Raw genomic sequence first — 18936 nt, forward strand, 5'->3', positions numbered from 1 at the left:
AATAATATTATGACTACAAGAGTAGTAAAGATTGGAAACAGGGTTATCGGTGGCGGTAATCCTGTTTTAATACAGTCAATGACAAATACAAAGACTGAAGATGTAAAATCGACAGTGAATCAAATCAAGGAACTTGAGAGGGCAGGTTGTGATATAATAAGATGTGCAGTTCCTACTATGAAGGCTGCTCTTGCTTTAAAAGAGATTAAAATTGAGATAAATATTCCGCTCGTAGCAGATATTCATTTTGATTATAGGTTAGCAATAGCTGCTATGGAAAACGGAGCTGATAAGATAAGGATAAATCCCGGCAATATAGGTTCAGCTGAAAAATTGAAGGCAGTAATTGATGTAGCAAAAAAGTATCAGGTACCTATAAGGGTTGGTGTAAATAGCGGTTCTCTCGAAAAGGAAGTACTTTCAAGATATGGCACTGTTACCGGTGAAGCCTTGGTTGAAAGTGCTTTAAACAATGCAAAATTAATCGAAGACATGGACTATCATAATTTGGTTATAAGCATTAAATCGTCTAATGTAATGGAGTGTGTAAAAGCACATGAACTTATTGCTACCCGTACGGATATTCCATTACATGTTGGAATTACAGAATCAGGTTCACTTATCTCAGGCAATATTAAGTCCGGTGTAGGTCTTGGTATCATACTGTATCAGGGAATTGGAGATACGATAAGGGTTTCACTGACAGGAAATCCTGTCGAAGAGATAAAATCAGCTAAGATGATACTTAAGGCTCTTGGGCTTAGAAAGGGTGGAGCAGAGATTGTCTCATGTCCTACCTGTGGAAGGACGGATATTGACCTTATAGGACTTGAGGAAAAAGTAAACAAACTTTTAGAAGATTATATGGAACTTGACATAAAAGTTGCAGTTATGGGCTGTGTGGTAAATGGACCGGGTGAAGCAAGAGAGGCGGATCTTGGTGTTTGTGGTGGCAAAAATGCCGGACTCATAATAAAAAAAGGAGAAATAATAAAGAGATTGCCTGAGTCTGAACTTTTGAAAGGACTTAAGGAGGAACTGGATATTTTAAAAGCAGAGAAAGGAAGATAAGATGGATTTTCATGAGGCTTTTAGCAATCTTGTAATAAATGAAGAAATTGAAAAAGCTTTTGAAGATGTATCGGTTGAAAAAGTTGCTGTTTCAAGGGGAAGTGGTGAAATAACAGTGATAATTTCCGGCAGAAGTCCTATACAAAGAAAGTATGTTCTGGCTATGCAGGATATACTTTCAGGGCAGATATTTACTTCAAATAAGCAGACAGTTCTGATTGAAGAAAGATATGACTTTTCAGATTGTACTGTACAGAACATATTTGAGAAAAACAGTAAGAATATTTTGGAAGAAATAGCTGAATATGGAAAGATTTATAGTAATATAATAAAAAGTAGTAAAATAGACTGTAATGATACGGCGATTCATATAGAAAATGAAGATAATTTTATTATAAGAGAAAAACTCCGTCACATATCTGATTGGATAAAACTTATTTTTGCAAAGAGATATAATAAAGAAGTGGAAATAAAACTGAGTTTTAAGGAAACTGTTAACCAAAAAAAAGAAGATAAGGATACTTATACCATTGCTGAGATATTGGCAGACAGACCACAGCCTGAGATAATTTCTAAATCTGCAGGTGAGAAAAAACAAAACGCACAGAAAAAATATAAAAAATCATTTAGTTCAAATGGGGGATATAAGAAGAAAACTTTAGAGCAAGATCCAAGTGTTATTTATGGAAAAAATTTTGACGGTGCATCTACAAAACTTACAGACATAACAGAGCCGCAAAAAAATTTGATTGTAAGAGCAAAAATTGTTGCATTAGAAGAAAAGGAATTTAATAATGGTAAGGTGGTTTTATCGTTAAACCTTACGGATTTTACAGATAGTATTATCTGTAAAATCTGGACAGAAAAGGAAGGCAAAGATGAATTAAAAAATAAGCTAAAAGTCGGAAAGTTCATAAAAATAAGTGCAGATGTACAATTTGATACATATATTAACGAACTTAGCCTGGGCTATGTACAGGGCATAAAGGAAATTGAGGATTTCAGGACTGAGAGGGTTGATAATAGCGAGAAAAAACGAGTGGAGCTTCATCTGCATACTAAAATGAGTGAAATGGATGCGGTCATAGACACGAAGGAATTACTTACAACCCTTTCAAAATGGGGGCATAAGGCAGTTGCTATAACTGATCATGGTGCGGTTCAGGGATTTACGGATATATTTCATGCAAAATCCGCTCTTAAGATGAAGGATTTTAAGGTAATATACGGTGTTGAAGGCTATCTTGTAGATGATATTTCTCCTGCTGTAAGAATGGAAAAGGGACAAAAACTTACTGATTCTGCGGTGATTTTTGATATAGAAACTACAGGGTTCGGTCCTAAAAATTGCAGAATTATAGAAATAGGAGCGGTAAAGGTTGTAGATGGAAAAGTAACAGATAGATTTTCAGCCTTTGTAAATCCAAAGCAATATATTCCGGAGGAAATAACTAAGCTTACAAGCATCACACAGGATATGGTTATAAATGAGCCTGAGATAGATGTAATTCTGCCGGAATTTTTGAAATTTTGCAAAGGTTGTTTTTTAGTTGCACATAATGCATCTTTTGATACAAGTTTCATATTTGAAAATATGAAGAGGCTTGGGCTTAAGGAAGAATTTACTGTAGTTGATACAGTGACTATGTCAAGGCTTTTGCTGCCCGGCTTAAAAAGTTATAGGCTTGATTCTGTTGCGGAAAAATTGGGTGTTATACTTGAACACCATCATAGAGCGGTTGATGATGCAGGCTGTACTGCGGAAATCTATATAAAACTCTGTGAACTTGCACATATAAAATATGGGAACTATCTGCTTTATAATTTAAATGGGAATAAAGGTTTTGATTCCGATACTATCAAAAAAATGGGAACTTACCATGTTATAATTTTAGCTAAAAATGACCTTGGAAGGATAAATTTATATAAGCTAATATCTAAGTCTCATTTAACATATTTTATGAGAAGGCCAAGAATACCAAAGAGTTTGCTTATGGAGCATAGAGAAGGTCTGATTATCGGCTCTGCCTGTGAGGCGGGAGAACTTTATCAGGCATTATTAAACAGGCATGGGGACGATGAAATTGAAGCTCTTGTCAATTTTTATGATTATTTTGAAATTCAGCCGCTTGCAAACAATGAGTTTATGATTGAAAATGAGAAGATTGCGGATGTGGCAAGTAAGGATGATTTAAGGGAGTTAAATTGTAAAATAGCAGAACTTGGTGAAAAATTTAACAAGCCGGTAGTTGCAACCTGCGACGCCCATTTTTTAAATCCGGGAGATGAGATTTACAGAAAATATCTTCTCTGGTCAAAGGGAATGAAGGATGCAGACAGACCGCTGCCGCTTTATCTTAGGACTACTGAAGAAATGCTGGAAGAATTTTCATATCTGGGTAAGGAAAAGGCGGAAGAGGTTGTTATAACAAATACGAATCTGATTGCCGATATGATAGAAAATATCTCACCTGTCCGTCCGGATAAGAGTGCGCCGATAATTGAAAATTCTGATGAAGAACTTAGAAGAATATGTTATAGTAAGGCATATGAAATATATGGAAAAAAACTTCCTAAGAAGGTAGTGGACAGGCTTGAACATGAGTTAAATTCAATTATTTCAAACGGATTTGCGGTTATGTACATAATTGCGCAGAAACTTGTGTGGAAGTCCAATGAGGATGGCTACCTTGTGGGTTCGAGAGGGTCGGTAGGATCTTCCTTTGTAGCCTTTTTATCAGGAATAACAGAGGTTAATTCACTTTCTGCACATTACTACTGTGAGCATTGTCATTTTGTTGATTTTGATTCTGATGAAGTTAAAAAGTTTTCGGGAATGAGCGGTTGTGATATGCCGGACAGGATATGTCCTGTATGTGGTAAGCCCTTAGCTAAAGATGGACATGACATTCCTTTTGAAACCTTTCTCGGCTTTAATGGTGATAAAGAGCCTGATATAGATCTTAATTTTTCAGGAGAATATCAGCCAAAAGCCCATGCTTACACTGAAGTAATCTTTGGAGAAGGGCAGACATATAGGGCAGGAACTATAGGCGGTGTGGCAGAAAAAACAGCATTTGGCTATGTGCTTAAATATAATGAAGAGCATGATAATATAAATATGCGTAAAGCTGAAATAGAAAGAGTTTCAGCAGGATGCATAGGAGTGAGAAGGACTACGGGACAGCACCCGGGTGGAATAGTTGTACTTCCTCTGGGAGAAGATATTAATACATTTACGCCTGTACAACATCCTGCAAATAAGATGGATACTCCTATTATCACTACGCATTTTGATTATCACTCCATTGATCACAATCTTTTAAAACTGGACATACTGGGACACGATGATCCGACTATGATAAGAATGCTTGAAGATTTAACAGGAGTAATAGCAAGAGAAATCAGATTTGATGATGAGAAAGTTCTTTCATTATTTAATAGTCTTGATTCTCTTGAGTTAAAGGCTGAAGATTTGGATGGATATGACCTTGGAAGCTTAGGCTTGCCTGAGCTTGGAACAGACTTCGTTATGCAGATGCTTAGAGATACTAAACCTAAGTGTTTTTCGGATCTGGTTAGAATTTCAGGACTCTCACATGGCACTGATGTATGGACAGGTAATACCCAGACACTGATAGCAGAAAATAAGTGTGAACTGTCAACTGCCATCTGTACCAGAGATGATATTATGATTTATCTTATAAATATGGGACTTGAACCGGGACTTGCATTCAAAATAATGGAAAGTGTGCGTAAGGGCAAGGGACTGACTCCGGAATGGGAGAAAGAAATGCTTGAGCATAATGTACCGGACTGGTATATATGGTCTTGTAAGAAAATTAAATATATGTTCCCTAAGGCTCATGCTGTGGCATATATTATGATGGCTTTAAGAATTGCGTATTTTAAAGTACATTATCCGCTTGCATATTATTCAGCATATTTTAGCATTAGGGCGAAAGCTTTTGACTACGGATTGTTTTGTTTCGGAAAAGAAAAAGTATTAAATGTTATAAAAACTATTAAAAAGATTGAGAAATTTAAGAGAAAGGCTACAGACGAAGATATATTGGGAGATGCTTACATTGTGCTTGAAATGTACTCAAGAGGTTATAATTTTATGCCTATTGACATATACAAGGCAAAACCGAAACATTTTCAGATTATTGACGGAAAGATAATGCCTGCTCTTATTACTATTGACGGAATGGGAGACAAGGCCGCTTATGCTCTGCACGAAGCCTCTAAGAAGGGTAAATTTCTTTCAAAAGATGATTTGAAAAGGCGGGCAAAGGGCACTACCCAGACTGCTATAGATACGATGACTGAACTTGGAATACTTGATGGACTGCCAAATTCAAGTCAGATTTCATTGTTTGACATTATGAAATATTGATATTTATACTCACAGCAGGATACTTTTAAGATATGATGAATACAAAATTACCATTTGTCGCAAAAAAAATTGTAAAAATCTGTATATAAATCATTTAAATCCGACAAAAGAGGACAAATGTCCTTTAACCTTGTGGTGAAAAGTTGTATATTATAAAATATTAGAGATAAAATTGTGCAAAACTTACAAAAGGTTTGCAGGCTGTTTGGAGGGAAATATGATTGATTATGCGGAAGGCTCAGGTAAACAGTATCATACAGGTGTAGGAAAAGGTGATGTAGGAAGATATGTGTTGCTTCCGGGAGATCCTAAAAGATGTAAAAAGATTGCAGCTCATTTTGATAATTCTGTACTTGTAGCAGACAGTAGAGAGTATGTGACTTATACAGGTACCTTAGACGGTGTTAAGGTAAGTGTGACTTCTACCGGAATAGGTGGACCATCTGCTGCCATTGCCATAGATGAACTTTCAAAATGTGGTGCAGATACCTTTTTAAGAGTTGGAACCTGTGGAGGTATGCAGGATGATGTTATGGGAGGCGATGTTGTCATAGCAAGCGGTGCCATTCGTATGGAGGGCACAAGCAGGGAGTTTGCTCCTATAGAATATCCGGCAGTTTCAGATGTGGAAGTTATGAATGCTCTTATTGATTCTGCAAAGATGCTTAAACACAGATACCATGTCGGAGTAGTTCAGTGCAAAGATTCTTTCTTTGGTCAACATGAGCCTGAGATTATGCCTGTGAGTTATGAACTTGAAAATAAGTGGCAGGCTTGGCTTAGAATGGGATGTTTAGCCTCTGAAATGGAGTCTGCTGCACTCTTTATAGCAGGAAGTTTTTTAAGGGTAAGAGTTGGCTCATGCTTTTTGGTTGTAGCTAATCAGGAGAGAGCAAAGAAGAATCTTCCTAATGAACAGGTACATGATACAGAAGCAGCTATAGTTACAGCTATTGAGGCTATAAGGAGACTAATTAAAGAAGATAGCTTAAAATAGTTTTACTTTGTTTAATTTGGTTACTGCTGCCTAAAGGCAGTATAACATAAAAAAATTTCTTAAAAAAGGAGAAAAGAAATGAAAAAAAGGTTTTTAGCAATGGCTATGTCAGCAGTTATGGTGCTTTCTTTAGCAGCATGTGGTGGACAGGCTAAGGAGAACAAAACAAGTAATGCAAGTGCTTCAAAGGCTAGCACCGCTAGCACCGCTAGCACCGCTACAAGTGCTACAAGCACTACAAGTACAGCAAGCGCATCTAAAACAGATAGTGCTTCAAAGACTTCAAGCGCTACTACAGCTAAGTCAGACTTAAAGATTGGACTTATCACTGATGTAGGCGGTATCCACGATCACTCATTCAACGAGACTTCTTGGAAAGGTCTTGAGCAGGCAAAAGCAGATTTTGGCATAGAGATTAACTATCTTGAATCAAAGACAGATGCCGATTATACAAGTAATATTGAGACATTTGTAGATGAAGAGTATGATCTTATCGTATGTGTAGGTTTTAAACTTGCTGAAGCTACTAAGAAGGCTGCTGAGGCACATCCTGATACAAAATTTGCTATCATTGATGATGCAAGTAATGCTGCACTTCCTAATGTTACCTGTCTTACATTCAAACAGGAACAGGCTTCTTACCTTGTAGGTTATGTAGCAGGTCTTGTAACCAAGAAGAATAATGTAGGTTTTGTACTTGGTATGGCAAGTGATATGATGAACAAGTTTGGCTACGGCTATCTTGCAGGTGTATATGCAGCTAATCCTGAAGCAACAGTTCAGCAGATAAATGCTAACTGTTTTGCAGATCCTGCAATCGGAAAGACAAGTGCTACAACCATGATTACTAATGGTGCTGATGTCATCTTCCATGCTGCAGGCGGTACAGGTGTTGGTGTTATTCAGGCTTGTCAGGAAGCTAAGATTTCAGCTATCGGTGTTGATACAGACCAGAGTTCTTTAGCACCTGAAACAGTTATTACTTCAGCTATGAAGCGTGTGGACAATGCTGTATATGATACTGCTAAGCAGCTTGTTGAAGGAACAATCAAAGGTGGAGAGATGGTATATGACCTTTCAAAAGGTGGTGTAGATATAGCTCCTACAACAGATCTTCTTTCAGAGGATGTACTTAAGAAGGTAGAAGAGGTTAAGGCTAAGATTTTAAGCGGTGAAGTTGTAGTTCCGGGTACAAAGGACGAATTTGAAAAAGAATTTGGTGATAAGTACGAATTAGACTAAGTCAAAATCTTATTTGCGTTTTGATATAGCAAATGGTTTTGGGATTTTAGTTAAGTTGTAATAGCAATAATTATCTGCAACTATCGTATATTCTACTACGATAGTTGCAGATAATCTTAAAAATTGTGTTTTGAAAACAGTGTCTTTTAATTAAGATATTATTTTGAAAATATGATGTTATCATAATTAAAAAATGGGAGGTAAAACTGTGGGCATTGAAAGTCATATGGATGAAAAAGTCATGGCAGTTAAAATGGAAAACATCGTTAAAAAGTTTGGAAATTTTACTGCAAATGACGGAGTAAATTTAACGGTACATAAAGGAGAGGTTCATTCCATACTTGGTGAAAACGGAGCTGGTAAGAGTACCCTTATGAATGTGCTATATGGTATGTACAGACCTACAAGTGGACAAATCTATATAAAGGGCAAGGCAGTAGACATAACAAGTCCTAAGCATGCCATTGAGCTTGGTATAGGAATGGTGCATCAGCATTTTATGCTTATTCAGCCTTTTACCGTAACTGAAAATATAGTTTTAGGTATAGAGCCTGTCAAGGGAGTAAAAATTGACTATAAGGTTGCAAAGAAAAAGGTACTTGAAATCTCAGAAAAATATGGTATGAAGGTAGATCCAGATGCTAAGATTGAAGATATTTCAGTGGGTATGCAGCAAAGGGTAGAAATATTGAAGGTGCTGTATAGAGGTGCTGATATTCTTATTCTTGATGAGCCTACAGCTTCGCTTACTCCTCAAGAAATAGATGAACTTATGGTAATTATTAAAAATCTCACAGCGGATGGCAAGAGTATAATAATAATTACACATAAGCTTAAAGAAATTAAAGCCTGTTCGGATAACTGCACCATCATCCGTCAGGGTAAATATATAAAGACTGTTAAGGTTGATGATGTAGATGAGGCTGATTTGGCAGCACTCATGGTAGGGCGTGATGTAAACTTTAAGGTAGAGAAGAAGGAACAGGAAGCAGGAGAAGAGGTACTTTCAGTTAAGAACCTTAAAGCTCGTGATTATAGAGGAGTGGATATACTTAAGGGATTTGATATTTCCGTAAGAGCAGGAGAAATAGTTGGTCTTGCCGGTGTGGATGGAAATGGTCAAACTGAGCTTGTTGAAATACTTAGTGGACTTAAAAAGGCTGATTCAGGTGAGATTACCATGAACGGCAAGGATATTTTTAATAAAACTCCCAGTGAAATATTTAGGGACGGACTTTCAAGTATACCTGCCGACCGTCAAAAGCATGGACTTGTACTTGAATTTTCTATTGAAGACAATCTTATTTTACAGCACTACAATGAAGCACCGTATTCAAATGGTTTTATTTTAAATAGGAAAGAGATTCGTAAACACGCAACAGAAATGATGGATAAATTTGATATAAGACCAAGAGGAGCGGAGGGAAATCCTGCCGGAAGTCTTTCAGGCGGTAATCAGCAGAAGGTAATTATTGCGAGAGAAGTGACCAACAATAAAGACTTGCTGATTGCTGTGAATCCGACCCGAGGGCTTGATGTAGGTGCTATTGAGTTCGTCCATAAGTATATTGTAGAACAGAGAAATAAGGGGAAAGCCGTACTTTTAGTTTCTTTTGAACTTGATGAAATTATGAACCTTTCAGATAGGATAGTAGTTATAAGCAGTGGAAAGGTTGCAGGCAGCTTACTCGGAAGTGAAGCAAGAGAGGGTGAGCTGGGATTTATGATGGCAGGAGGTAAGCAGGGTGAATAAGAAAAAAAGTATTTTGCAGAGCAATGTATTATACACTATTATTGCAATTATAATAGGCTTTCTTATTGGAGCAATTTTTCTTGTTATCGCAGGCATAAGTCCTGCTGTGGCCTATGGAAAACTTATATCCAGTGTGTTCGGTAAGCCTAAGTATATGGTATATACATTAGTATATGCCGCTCCGATTATACTTACAGGTCTGTCTGTTGCCTTTTCTTTTAGGACAGGTGTATTTAATATCGGAGCAGAAGGACAGTTTGTTGTTGGAAGCATAGCTGCAACTCTTGTGGGTGTTTTGGTAAAACTGCCGGCAGTCATCCATGTGCCTCTTTGCATAATTGCAGCTATGGCGGCAGGAGCATTTTGGTCATTTATTTGTGGTATTATGAAGGTTAAAAGAGGAATACATGAGGTACTTTCATTCATTATGTTTAACTGGATTGCCTTCTATCTTTCTAATTTTGTAGTAAACTTAAAGTCAATTAAGGTTGAAGGCGGAGAGGCTTCTAAAAATTTGGAAGACAGTGCAAGGCTTCTTCTTCCTGCTGACTGGATAGCTAAGATTAAATGTCCTGATGCAAACTGGGGTATTTTTATAGCGGTTATAGTTGCAATAGGTATTTGGGTAATAATAGAAAAAACTACTCTTGGTTATAGATTAAAGGCAGTAGGTTTTAATAAGCATTCTGCTGATTATGCAGGAATAGATGCTAATAAGTCAATACTGACAGCTCTTTGTATATCAGGTGCACTTGCAGGACTTGGCGGTGCTGTACAGATTATGGGACAGAGTGGAAGGCTTGTGCAGTTTGCGAGTCAGGAAGGCTATGGTTTTGAGGGAATTTCGGTAGCACTTATTGGAAGTTCAAGTCCTATTGGTTGTATCTTTGCAGGACTTTTCTATGGAGCAATGAAGTTTGGAGGCTCTAAATTAAATATGGTTCAGGTTCCTTCACAGATAATAAGCATAATTATGGGCTGTGTAATTATCTTCATAGCAATAGCGCATATATTTAAATATATACTGCTTAAACTTACAGAGAAGAAGGAGGCATAATAATGGATATTTTAATTCAAAATCTTGGACTTTTGATTAATGCAGCACTGATTGCAACCCCTCCACTTCTTTTGGCTGCTCTCGGTTCTTGTTTTTCAGAAAGAAGCGGAGTTGTTAATATCGGAATTGAAGGAATGATGACAATAGGTGCAGTGACAGGTGCTATTGCAGCCCTTGTTACAGGAAATGGAATCTTAGCCTTTATTATAGGAGGTCTTGCCGGTGGAGTATTTGGGCTTATTCATGCAGTTGTCTGCATACATTTCCACGCAGATCAGACTATAGCAGGTACAGCTATTAACTTTATCGGACCGGGACTTGCAGCTTTTACCTGTATGATTCTTTACAATTCTACAGACAGCCCTGCCATACCTTTAGAGGATAAACTGCCTAAGATGTTCAATGATGTTTTTGAAGCAGGAAGTTTTGGTGCCAATGTACTCAATGTATATTCTATGGCATATATAGTATTTATATTTGCCATTATAGCAAGCTTTGTATTTTACAAGACAAAGCTTGGAGCACATCTTCGTGCCTGTGGAGAACATCCGGTGGCTTGTGAGTCACTTGGTATCAATGTATATTTGGTAAGATATATTTGTGTTATTTTATCAGGATTTTTGGCAGGACTTGGTGGAGCATTTTGTACACTTGCAACAGTAAGCCAGTTCAAGCCTACAGTAATAGTAGGACAGGGTTTTATTGCAATTGCAGCAGTTATTTTTGGTAAATTTTCGCCTATTGGTGCATTAAAAGGCTGTCTCATCTTCGGTGTGTGTAACGGACTTAAGGCACTTGCCAGTCAGGGCAATATGGTTTCACCTAACTTAATTTCTATGATACCTTATGTAGTTACCATCCTTGCTCTTATCTTCTTTGTAGGAAGAGCAGATGCGCCTGCAGCTAATGGTAAGCCTTATATCAAGTCAAAATAAGGAGTGCTTTATGGAATATAAGGAATTGATAGATATAGCTCTTGAAGCAAGAAAGATGGCATATGTACCTTATTCACATTTTAAGGTAGGAGCGGCTCTGCTCACTAAAACCGGCAAGGTATATAAGGGATGTAATATTGAAAATGCAGCATACTCACCGGTTAACTGTGCTGAGAGAACGGCAATTTTTAAGGCTGTTAGTGAAGGTGATAAAGATTTTACTGCAATAGCTATTGTCGGCGGAGCTGAAGAGGATGAAAAATTGTCGATTTGCCCACCCTGCGGAGTATGTAGACAGGTAATAAATGAGTTTGTCGATGCTGATGAATTTGATGTAATTTTAGGTACTAATGACCCTGAGGTTATGAAGGTATTTAAACTAAGAGAATTGCTTCCTCTCGGTTTTGGACCTAACAATCTGAAAGTGCAGTAATTTGCAAGGAGTACCCATATGAGTGAGTTAGATAATGTATGGAGATATCTGAGTGATGAGAGCCATCGATACCTTGAGCAGTTTTTAAAAAATGCTCCCAGATGGCTTTTGGAGGAGTTTCAAGAAGTTGTATTGTCTAAGGACACCGAATTTGTTACGGAGAATGATCCTGCAAACACAGTGTATATTTTGCTTACCGGTGTTGTAAAGGCTACCGATTTAAGAGTTTTTCCTGTTGTATATGATTTTATAAGATTTTATCCTGTTGAGATTTTTGGAGCAATGGAATTTTTACTAGGTGAAGAAACATATAAGACTACTCTTATAACTGTAACCACTTCTAGATTTTTAAAACTCTCAAAAGATCAGTTTGCAAAATGGGTTTTAAATGACATAAATGCATTGAAGATGTTTACTGCGTCTATGACTAAGTACCTGTTAGAACAATGTAGAAAAGAAAGGTTGTTTATGTTTTTACAGGGAGAAGAAAGAGTTCTCTTATTTCTACACGATTTTTATGAAAAAAATCACTCGGCTGACAAGGTAATTATAGATATGAGCAGGAATGACTTGGCTAAGGGTACGGCACTTTCAGTCAGGACAGTTAATCGTACTGTGAAAGAACTTATAAAAGAAGGTTTTTTAGTAAAAAAAGGACAGAAACTTATATTGACATTTGAAAAATATAACGAAATAAAGTTGAGGCTTGCTGATAAAGTAGATGATATTTAAGTATATTTAGACAGTTTAAGTACACTACAACAGTAGTGTGATTAAATCATTTGAGAAGCATGAAGTAAAATATAAAAATTGTTAAGGAGGATAATGTTATGCCGGTACCTACACCACATATCAGAGCGAAAGAGGGAGATTTTGCAAAAACAGTACTTATGCCGGGAGATCCATTAAGAGCTAAGTATATAGCTGAAACATATCTTGAGAATCCGGTTCTTGTTACCGATGTAAGAAATATGCTTGGTTTTACGGGAACCTATAAAGGAAAAAGAGTGTCCGTAATGGGTGGAGGCATGGGTATGCCTTCTATAGGAATTTATTCTCATGAACTCTTCAATTTCTATGGAGTTGAAAATATAGTAAGAATTGGTTCGGCAGGTTCTATAAGCGAGCAGTGTCCGGTAAGAAGTGTAGTAATAGCTCAGGGAGCTTGTACCAATTCCGGTTGGGCAAATCAGTATGAAATACCCGGAACTTATGCACCAATAGCTAATTATGAATTACTTTCTAATGCTGTAGAAATAGCAAAAAAACAGGGTACACCTACTGTGGTTGGTAATGTACTTTCTTCTGATCCTTTTTATTGTGATTTAAAAGACCCACATAGTGCTTGGATTAAGATGGGTGTGCTTTGTGTTGAAATGGAAGCTGCGGCTCTTTATATGGAAGCTGCAAGAAGTAAGAAAAAGGCTTTGGCAATTCTTACGATTTCAGATAATATTATTACAGGAGAAGAGTTAAGCTCAGACGAGAGACAGACAGGCTTTGGCAAGATGATGGAGCTTGCGCTTGAACTTGCTTAATACATTTAGAAAGGATATTTAATAAAATGACACAGGAAGAGATGCTTACACATGTTGACCATACCTTACTTACCCAGACAGCTGTTTGGGATGATATTAAACAGATTTTAGATGATGCTATGAAATATAATGTAGCTTCAGCTTGTATACCTGCAAGCTTTGTAAAAGAAGCTGCAGAATATGTAAATGGAAGGCTTGCTATCTGTACGGTTATAGGCTTTCCAAACGGCTATGCTACAACTGCTTCAAAGGTATTTATGGCAAAGGATGCTGTAAATAATGGTGCTAAAGAAGTAGATATGGTTATCAACATAGGCTGGCTTAAAGACAAAAAATATGATGAACTTGAGGCAGAGATAAAGGCTATAAAGGAAGCTGTTGGAAGCCTTGTTCTGAAAGTAATTATCGAAACCTGCCTTCTTACAGATGAAGAAAAGATAAAGATGTGTGAGATAGTTACTAAGGCAGGAGCTGATTATATTAAGACTTCTACAGGCTTTAGTACAGCAGGGGCTACCTTTGATGATGTAAAATTATTTAGTGAGCATGTTGGTGAAAATGTAAAAATTAAGGCTGCGGGAGGTATTGCAAGCCTTGATGATGCATATAAATTTTTGGAACTCGGTGCTGACAGACTTGGTACAAGCAGAATAGTCAAGTTAGTTAAAGGACAGGAGGCAACCGGATATTAATGAGCAGATTTAAAAGAGTATTTTTGATTGTTTGTGATTCTATGGGTATGGGAGCTATGGCTGACTCCGAGAAATTTGGAGATGTAAATGTAGATACCTTAGGACATATTTCGGATACTGTAGAGCATTTTAATATTCCAAATCTCAGAAAACTCGGTCTTGCTAACCTTAAACCACTTAGTAAAGTGGAGCCTGTTGAAAAACCTTTAGGTTATTATTGCCCATTAAATGAGATGAGCAATGGAAAAGATACTATGACAGGACATTGGGAAATGATGGGCATTCATACCACCACACCTTTTGTAACTTTTACGGATACAGGTTTCCCAAAAGAACTTTTAGACGAATTATCTAAGCGTTGTGGTAAGGAAATTATTGGAAATAAGAGTGCTTCCGGAACTGAAATTTTAGAGGAGCTTGCTGAAACTGAAATAAATGAAGGCAAGATGATTGTATATACATCTGCTGACTCAGTGCTTCAGATTTGTGGAAATGAAGAAACATTTGACCTTCAAAATCTCTACAGATGCTGTGAGATTGCCAGAGAGCTTTGTATGAGAGATGAGTGGAAGGTTGGAAGAGTTATAGCAAGACCTTATGTCGGTAAGAAAAAGGGTGAGTTTAAGAGGACAGCTAACCGTCATGATTACGCAGTTAAGCCAACTGGTGATACAGCTCTTAATGCACTTAAAAATGCCGGCTTTGATGTAATTTCCATCGGAAAGATAAATGATATTTTTGTAACAGAAGGTATTACAGAAGCTTACCATTCAAATAGTTCGGTACATGGTATGGAACAGACTATAGAAGAGGCGGGCAAAGACTTTACAGGTCTTTGCTTTGTAAATCTTGTTGACTTTGATGCACTTTGGGGACATAGGAGAGATCCTATAGGCTATGGTGATGAGATAGAGAAGTTTGATGTGAAATTAGGTGAATTTTTAGATGTAATGCGTGATGATGATTTACTTATAATTACAGCAGACCATGGAAATGACCCTACTTATACCGGAACTGACCATACAAGAGAGAAAGTACCTTTTGTAGCTTATTCAAAGAGCTTTAAGGGTTCGGGAAGTATACCTGAGCGTAATACTTTTGCAGATATGGGCGCAACAATTGCTGAGAACTTTGGAGTTAAGATGCCGGAAGGAACTATCGGAACTTCAATGCTTAGTGAGTTGGTTTAAAATACGATATTGACAATCATTTTCAAATGATTTAATATAATACTTATAAATCCTAGTTGGATAGTATTATATTAAGGGGTTGTTGATATGACGAGTGAACAGGTTATTGAAAGGCTTAAGAGCGGAGGATTTAGAATTACAAAACAGCGTAAGCTGATAATTGATGTAATTATGAACAATAGCTTTAATTCTTGTAAAGATATATATTATCAGGTGACTAAAAAAGATAAAACCATAGGAATGGCAACTGTTTATAGAATGATTAGACAGCTTGAAGATATGGGAATAGTGAACAGAATAGATACCATAGAAATTAATAATTAAATGACAGAATAATGTGAGCCGGCTATGAATATTTTAAATTTGATATATCATAGTCGGTTTTTTTATGTTAAAATAATGGCGTTATTGTTTAAGAAAGGGGATAATGTTTGATTATAGGTAAGGGATTATATTTAAAAAAATATCAGATATACTCACCGAAGCTGCCATTATCCTTTGACGGCTTCAGGTTTATATTCATATCTGATTTACATGGTAAGGTATACGGAAAAGAAAATGCTTCATTAATAAAGCTTATAGATAAAGTAAATCCTGACTGCATCTTAATAGGTGGCGATATGGTGGTTGGTGGTGAAAGCCGTAAATATAATGAAGGTTACACTCCTATATCGGGTAAATCTGTATATACATCAATAGATTTACTTTCAAAGCTTTCTAAAAAATATGCCATTATACATGCCTTGGGAAATCATGAAGAAAAATTACATCACAAACTGTGGGAAGTATATAAAGAGGCTTTAACCAAGCTTAATGTAAAATTACTTGATAATGATGTATACAGACTTACCCGTGAAAATGAGGAAAGTATTGATATATATGGACTTAGCCTGGGAAGAGAGTTTTATCCTAAATTTAAAAGACAAAAGCTTCCCCTTGAAAATATGATTGATACATTAGGGATTAAAAACGAAAACTATAGCATACTTATGGCTCATTCACCTCTTTATTTTGAAACTTATAAAGGGTGGGGAGCTGATTTAACTCTTTCAGGGCATTTACATGGTGGAATAATGCGCCTTCCATTATTAGGTGGGGTAATAGGACCTGATTTCTTTATATTTCCTAAATATTCAGGTGGCTTATATAAAGAAGGTGGTAAAAATATGATAGTTTCCTGCGGTGCAGGAATGCATACTATAAACCTGAGGATATTTAATCCTCCTGAGCTTACACTTGTAGAATTAAAGTTTGGAGAGAAAATAAATGGGAATTGAAGTTAAGCTTGAAGCATTTGAAGGACCTCTTGACCTTTTGCTTCATCTTATTGAAAAAAATAAAATAGATATTTATGACATACCAATTGCTGAAATTACTGACCAGTACATGGAATATGTAAAGCAGATGAATGATGCTGATTTGGATACAATGAGTGATTTTCTTCTGGTGGCAGCACAGCTTATAAATATAAAGTCAAGAATGCTTTTACCTGTAGAAGAAAAGGAAAACGGTGAACCGGCTGATCCAAGAGAAGAATTGGTAAACAGACTGCTTGAATATAAAATGCACAAATATTCTGCAGAGCTTCTTAAAGCCAGAGAAGATTTAGCTTCTTTTTATGTATTCAAAGAACCTACTATACCAAGAGAGGTTGCTGAGTATAAAGAAAAACCTGATATGGCTGATATTATAGGAGATTTGACACTTGCTAAACTGCATAATATTTTTAATTTTGTCATAAAAAAACAGACTGATAAGGCTGATCCTATACGAAGTTCATTTGGTAAGATAAAAAAAGAGCCTATAAACATTTCTGATTCTATAAAAGACTTACAGGATTATGGTAAATTACATAAATATTTTAGTTTTAAGGACTTTCTATTGAATCAGCCGTCAAGACTGCATGTAGTGGTAAGTTTTCTTGCGGTGTTGGAATTAATGAAAGTAGGTGTGATTAAGGCAGTTCAAGAAGTTTCTGATTCGGATATAGCTATTGAATTTATTTCGGAGAAAATATTTACAAAAGAAGATTATAAAAATATGGAAGAGGAATAGAAAGTGGAGTTAAAGATATTAAAGGCGAAAATAGAGGCCATACTTTTTGCAATGGGAAAATCTGTCAGACTGGAGGCAATATCTGATGCAGTTGGAGTTGATGCCGATACTGTTAAAAAGATGATTAATACTATGATGGATGAATATGAGGAAGAATCACATGGGATAAGTATAATAGAATTGGAAGACTCATTTCAGATGTGTACAAAGGCAGAAATGTATGAAACACTTATTAAAGTAGCGAATGTACCTAAAAAGCATAATCTGACAGATGCGTTACTTGAAACTCTCTCTATAGTTGCTTATAAACAACCCGTTACAAGGGCTGATATTGAAGCTATAAGAGGGGTAAAATCAGACCATGCAGTAAATAAGCTGATAGAATATGGACTCATAGAAGAAGCAGGGAGGCTACAGGCACCGGGAAAGCCTCTGGTTTTTGGAACTACCGAGGATTTTCTTCGTTCTTTTGGGATAAAGTCACTTGAAGACTTGCCGGTTATAAATCAGGAAACGGAAGATATATTCAAACAAGAGGCTGAAAAAGAGGCTCAGATGACATTTGAAGATTTGGAAAAAACTAATTAAAAATATTAATAACCATAAATTATTTATGCCATAGGTCGCAGATATCTTTCTTCTGCTACAATTTTAAGTTGCAACCTTTATATTTTAAAATCGGTGCGGTTAGATGTATAGAAGTTACAAATATACTTTTATTGTATATCTGTAGCTTCTATTTTTTTGAAAAATTCATTAAAATCACAATGGAAGATATCAGTCAATGCTATAAGCATATTCACAGTAGGGTTATTCCAACCATTTTCTACCTTTGAAAAAATTCCTGTAGTTACATTTATATTTTTTAGTTGTAATTTAGCAATGACCTCAGTAGCTTTAAGCTTGTTTTGTTTCCTAAGTCTTCTTATATTACTTCCTATAATTGGATTGTTGTGTTGATTTATTCTCTCTGCCATATTCACCTCTAGAAAAATATATCCAAAATAGAAGTTTTAAAGTATCCAAAATGGAAGTTTTGTGGTATAATGTTTTATAACATCTAATAATGTGAGTTTTGGATGTTATATTAAATAAAATACAAGGAGATGAAAGGTATGGAAAAGGTTCTAATTATTTTGTATTGGGCGGTAGGATATTGGGCTGTTAATAAAGTCCTTTATGAGAATAAAGTAGTAATTTATTCAAGTTATAGTGCTCTCTTAATAAAAAAACTATCGTATGCATTATTTTTAGGTTGGATACTTATTCCTATTGCTATACTTAAAAGTATATTTTTTAAGTAGTTAGCTAAAACTTCTCACACCTAAAGTGGGGATTGTATCTTAAAAACTCAATATTTTAACCATAATATTGTGACTTATACCTATTTTATTGGTTAAATTATTGAGTTTTTCAATACCTTTTGGTATGGGATGTTTTAGCAGGTTAAAAGGGAACATCGAATGTTATTAAGCCTAATATTTTATATCCTGGTGTACTATCATCTTCAATAAATATAGATAGTGTCAACTGACATATGAAAAAATGTTAGTAAGAAAAAAGCACTTTCACAC

Annotated in this window: 18 protein-coding genes; 17 read left to right on the forward strand and 1 reads right to left on the reverse strand. The window is 36.1% G+C overall.

The annotated features are described in order from the left end of the window. Positions 1–9 precede the first annotated feature (9 nt). The 16 genes from ispG (at position 10) to scpB (ending at position 17950) form a co-directional block, all read left to right on the forward strand. Positions 10–1071, forward strand: coding sequence for a flavodoxin-dependent (E)-4-hydroxy-3-methylbut-2-enyl-diphosphate synthase (gene ispG, locus ACTTKP_RS04245; protein WP_442552676.1), 1062 nt, complete (start codon positions 10–12; stop codon positions 1069–1071). 1 nt (position 1072) lies between these two features. Next, complete coding sequence (locus tag ACTTKP_RS04250) at positions 1073–5470, forward strand: PolC-type DNA polymerase III (protein ID WP_442552659.1); 4398 nt, start codon at positions 1073–1075, stop codon at positions 5468–5470. Between the two features lie 217 nt (positions 5471–5687). Further along, positions 5688–6467, forward strand: a complete 780-nt coding sequence (gene udp / locus ACTTKP_RS04255; protein ID WP_442552660.1) for a uridine phosphorylase — start codon at positions 5688–5690, stop codon at positions 6465–6467. 78 nt (positions 6468–6545) lie between these two features. Beyond that, a complete protein-coding gene (locus tag ACTTKP_RS04260; protein ID WP_442552661.1) occupies positions 6546–7709 on the forward strand; it encodes a BMP family lipoprotein in 1164 nt (387 codons plus the stop codon). A gap of 226 nt (positions 7710–7935) precedes the next feature. Further along, complete coding sequence (locus ACTTKP_RS04265; RefSeq protein WP_442552677.1) at positions 7936–9462, forward strand: ABC transporter ATP-binding protein; 1527 nt, start codon at positions 7936–7938, stop codon at positions 9460–9462. Further along, positions 9455–10519, forward strand: a complete 1065-nt coding sequence (locus ACTTKP_RS04270) for an ABC transporter permease (protein ID WP_442552662.1) — start codon at positions 9455–9457, stop codon at positions 10517–10519. The genes ACTTKP_RS04265 and ACTTKP_RS04270 overlap by 8 nt, the downstream gene beginning before the upstream one ends. A gap of 2 nt (positions 10520–10521) precedes the next feature. Continuing rightward, the gene (locus tag ACTTKP_RS04275; protein ID WP_442552663.1) at positions 10522–11454 is read left to right on the forward strand and encodes an ABC transporter permease; all 933 of its coding nucleotides are present in this window, start codon (positions 10522–10524) and stop codon (positions 11452–11454) included. Between the two features lie 10 nt (positions 11455–11464). Next, positions 11465–11887, forward strand: a complete 423-nt coding sequence (locus ACTTKP_RS04280; protein WP_442552664.1) for a cytidine deaminase — start codon at positions 11465–11467, stop codon at positions 11885–11887. Between the two features lie 18 nt (positions 11888–11905). Next, on the forward strand, positions 11906–12619 hold the full coding sequence (locus ACTTKP_RS04285) for a Crp/Fnr family transcriptional regulator (protein ID WP_442552665.1): 714 nt from the start codon (positions 11906–11908) through the stop codon (positions 12617–12619). 98 nt (positions 12620–12717) lie between these two features. Beyond that, positions 12718–13425 carry a purine-nucleoside phosphorylase gene (gene deoD / locus ACTTKP_RS04290; protein ID WP_442552666.1) on the forward strand — a complete coding sequence of 236 codons (708 nt, stop codon included), beginning with the start codon at positions 12718–12720 and terminating at the stop codon, positions 13423–13425. Between the two features lie 26 nt (positions 13426–13451). Next, on the forward strand, positions 13452–14117 hold the full coding sequence (deoC, locus tag ACTTKP_RS04295; protein ID WP_442552667.1) for a deoxyribose-phosphate aldolase: 666 nt from the start codon (positions 13452–13454) through the stop codon (positions 14115–14117). Further along, the gene (locus ACTTKP_RS04300) at positions 14117–15307 is read left to right on the forward strand and encodes a phosphopentomutase (protein WP_442552668.1); all 1191 of its coding nucleotides are present in this window, start codon (positions 14117–14119) and stop codon (positions 15305–15307) included. The genes deoC and ACTTKP_RS04300 overlap by 1 nt, the downstream gene beginning before the upstream one ends. Before the next feature lie 87 nt (positions 15308–15394). Next, positions 15395–15631 carry a Fur family transcriptional regulator gene (locus ACTTKP_RS04305; protein ID WP_442552669.1) on the forward strand — a complete coding sequence of 79 codons (237 nt, stop codon included), beginning with the start codon at positions 15395–15397 and terminating at the stop codon, positions 15629–15631. A gap of 107 nt (positions 15632–15738) precedes the next feature. Then, positions 15739–16584, forward strand: a complete 846-nt coding sequence (locus ACTTKP_RS04310) for a metallophosphoesterase (RefSeq protein ID WP_442552670.1) — start codon at positions 15739–15741, stop codon at positions 16582–16584. Then, positions 16574–17362 carry a segregation and condensation protein A gene (locus ACTTKP_RS04315; protein ID WP_442552671.1) on the forward strand — a complete coding sequence of 263 codons (789 nt, stop codon included), beginning with the start codon at positions 16574–16576 and terminating at the stop codon, positions 17360–17362. Before ACTTKP_RS04310 ends, ACTTKP_RS04315 begins: the two co-directional genes overlap by 11 nt. Before the next feature lie 3 nt (positions 17363–17365). After that, positions 17366–17950, forward strand: a complete 585-nt coding sequence (gene scpB / locus ACTTKP_RS04320) for an SMC-Scp complex subunit ScpB (protein WP_442552672.1) — start codon at positions 17366–17368, stop codon at positions 17948–17950. A 128-nt stretch (positions 17951–18078) separates the two neighbouring features. Here the strand turns inward: scpB and ACTTKP_RS04325 are convergent, their stop codons facing one another. Beyond that, positions 18079–18339: a helix-turn-helix domain-containing protein gene (locus ACTTKP_RS04325; RefSeq protein WP_442552673.1), complete on the reverse strand. Its 261-nt coding sequence runs from the start codon at positions 18337–18339 to the stop codon at positions 18079–18081. Positions 18340–18477: 138 nt separating this feature from the next. Here ACTTKP_RS04325 and ACTTKP_RS04330 point away from each other — a divergent pair, with 138 nt between their 5' ends. Further along, entirely contained in the window at positions 18478–18666 is a 189-nt protein-coding gene (locus tag ACTTKP_RS04330) for a cystinosin-like protein (protein WP_442552674.1), read from the forward strand. The last annotated feature ends 270 nt before the right edge of the window (positions 18667–18936 follow it).

This window comes from Catonella sp. (assembly GCF_052169795.1).
In the GTDB taxonomy this organism is placed as follows: Bacteria; Bacillota; Clostridia; order Lachnospirales; family Lachnospiraceae; genus Catonella.

What these genes read in the sequence shown, in the direction of transcription:
- ispG (WP_442552676.1), top strand. Translation starts at nt 10, where the DNA reads ATGACTACAAGAGTAGTAAAGATTGGAAACAGGGTTATCGGTGGCGGT.
- ACTTKP_RS04250 (WP_442552659.1), top strand. Translation starts at nt 1,073, where the DNA reads ATGGATTTTCATGAGGCTTTTAGCAATCTTGTAATAAATGAAGAAATT.
- udp (WP_442552660.1), top strand. Translation starts at nt 5,688, where the DNA reads ATGATTGATTATGCGGAAGGCTCAGGTAAACAGTATCATACAGGTGTA.
- ACTTKP_RS04260 (WP_442552661.1), top strand. Translation starts at nt 6,546, where the DNA reads ATGAAAAAAAGGTTTTTAGCAATGGCTATGTCAGCAGTTATGGTGCTT.
- ACTTKP_RS04265 (WP_442552677.1), top strand. Translation starts at nt 7,936, where the DNA reads ATGGATGAAAAAGTCATGGCAGTTAAAATGGAAAACATCGTTAAAAAG.
- ACTTKP_RS04275 (WP_442552663.1), top strand. Translation starts at nt 10,522, where the DNA reads ATGGATATTTTAATTCAAAATCTTGGACTTTTGATTAATGCAGCACTG.
- ACTTKP_RS04280 (WP_442552664.1), top strand. Translation starts at nt 11,465, where the DNA reads ATGGAATATAAGGAATTGATAGATATAGCTCTTGAAGCAAGAAAGATG.
- ACTTKP_RS04285 (WP_442552665.1), top strand. Translation starts at nt 11,906, where the DNA reads ATGAGTGAGTTAGATAATGTATGGAGATATCTGAGTGATGAGAGCCAT.
- deoD (WP_442552666.1), top strand. Translation starts at nt 12,718, where the DNA reads ATGCCGGTACCTACACCACATATCAGAGCGAAAGAGGGAGATTTTGCA.
- deoC (WP_442552667.1), top strand. Translation starts at nt 13,452, where the DNA reads ATGACACAGGAAGAGATGCTTACACATGTTGACCATACCTTACTTACC.
- ACTTKP_RS04300 (WP_442552668.1), top strand. Translation starts at nt 14,117, where the DNA reads ATGAGCAGATTTAAAAGAGTATTTTTGATTGTTTGTGATTCTATGGGT.
- ACTTKP_RS04305 (WP_442552669.1), top strand. Translation starts at nt 15,395, where the DNA reads ATGACGAGTGAACAGGTTATTGAAAGGCTTAAGAGCGGAGGATTTAGA.
- ACTTKP_RS04315 (WP_442552671.1), top strand. Translation starts at nt 16,574, where the DNA reads ATGGGAATTGAAGTTAAGCTTGAAGCATTTGAAGGACCTCTTGACCTT.
- ACTTKP_RS04325 (WP_442552673.1), bottom strand. Translation starts at nt 18,339, where the DNA reads ATGGCAGAGAGAATAAATCAACACAACAATCCAATTATAGGAAGTAAT.
- ACTTKP_RS04330 (WP_442552674.1), top strand. Translation starts at nt 18,478, where the DNA reads ATGGAAAAGGTTCTAATTATTTTGTATTGGGCGGTAGGATATTGGGCT.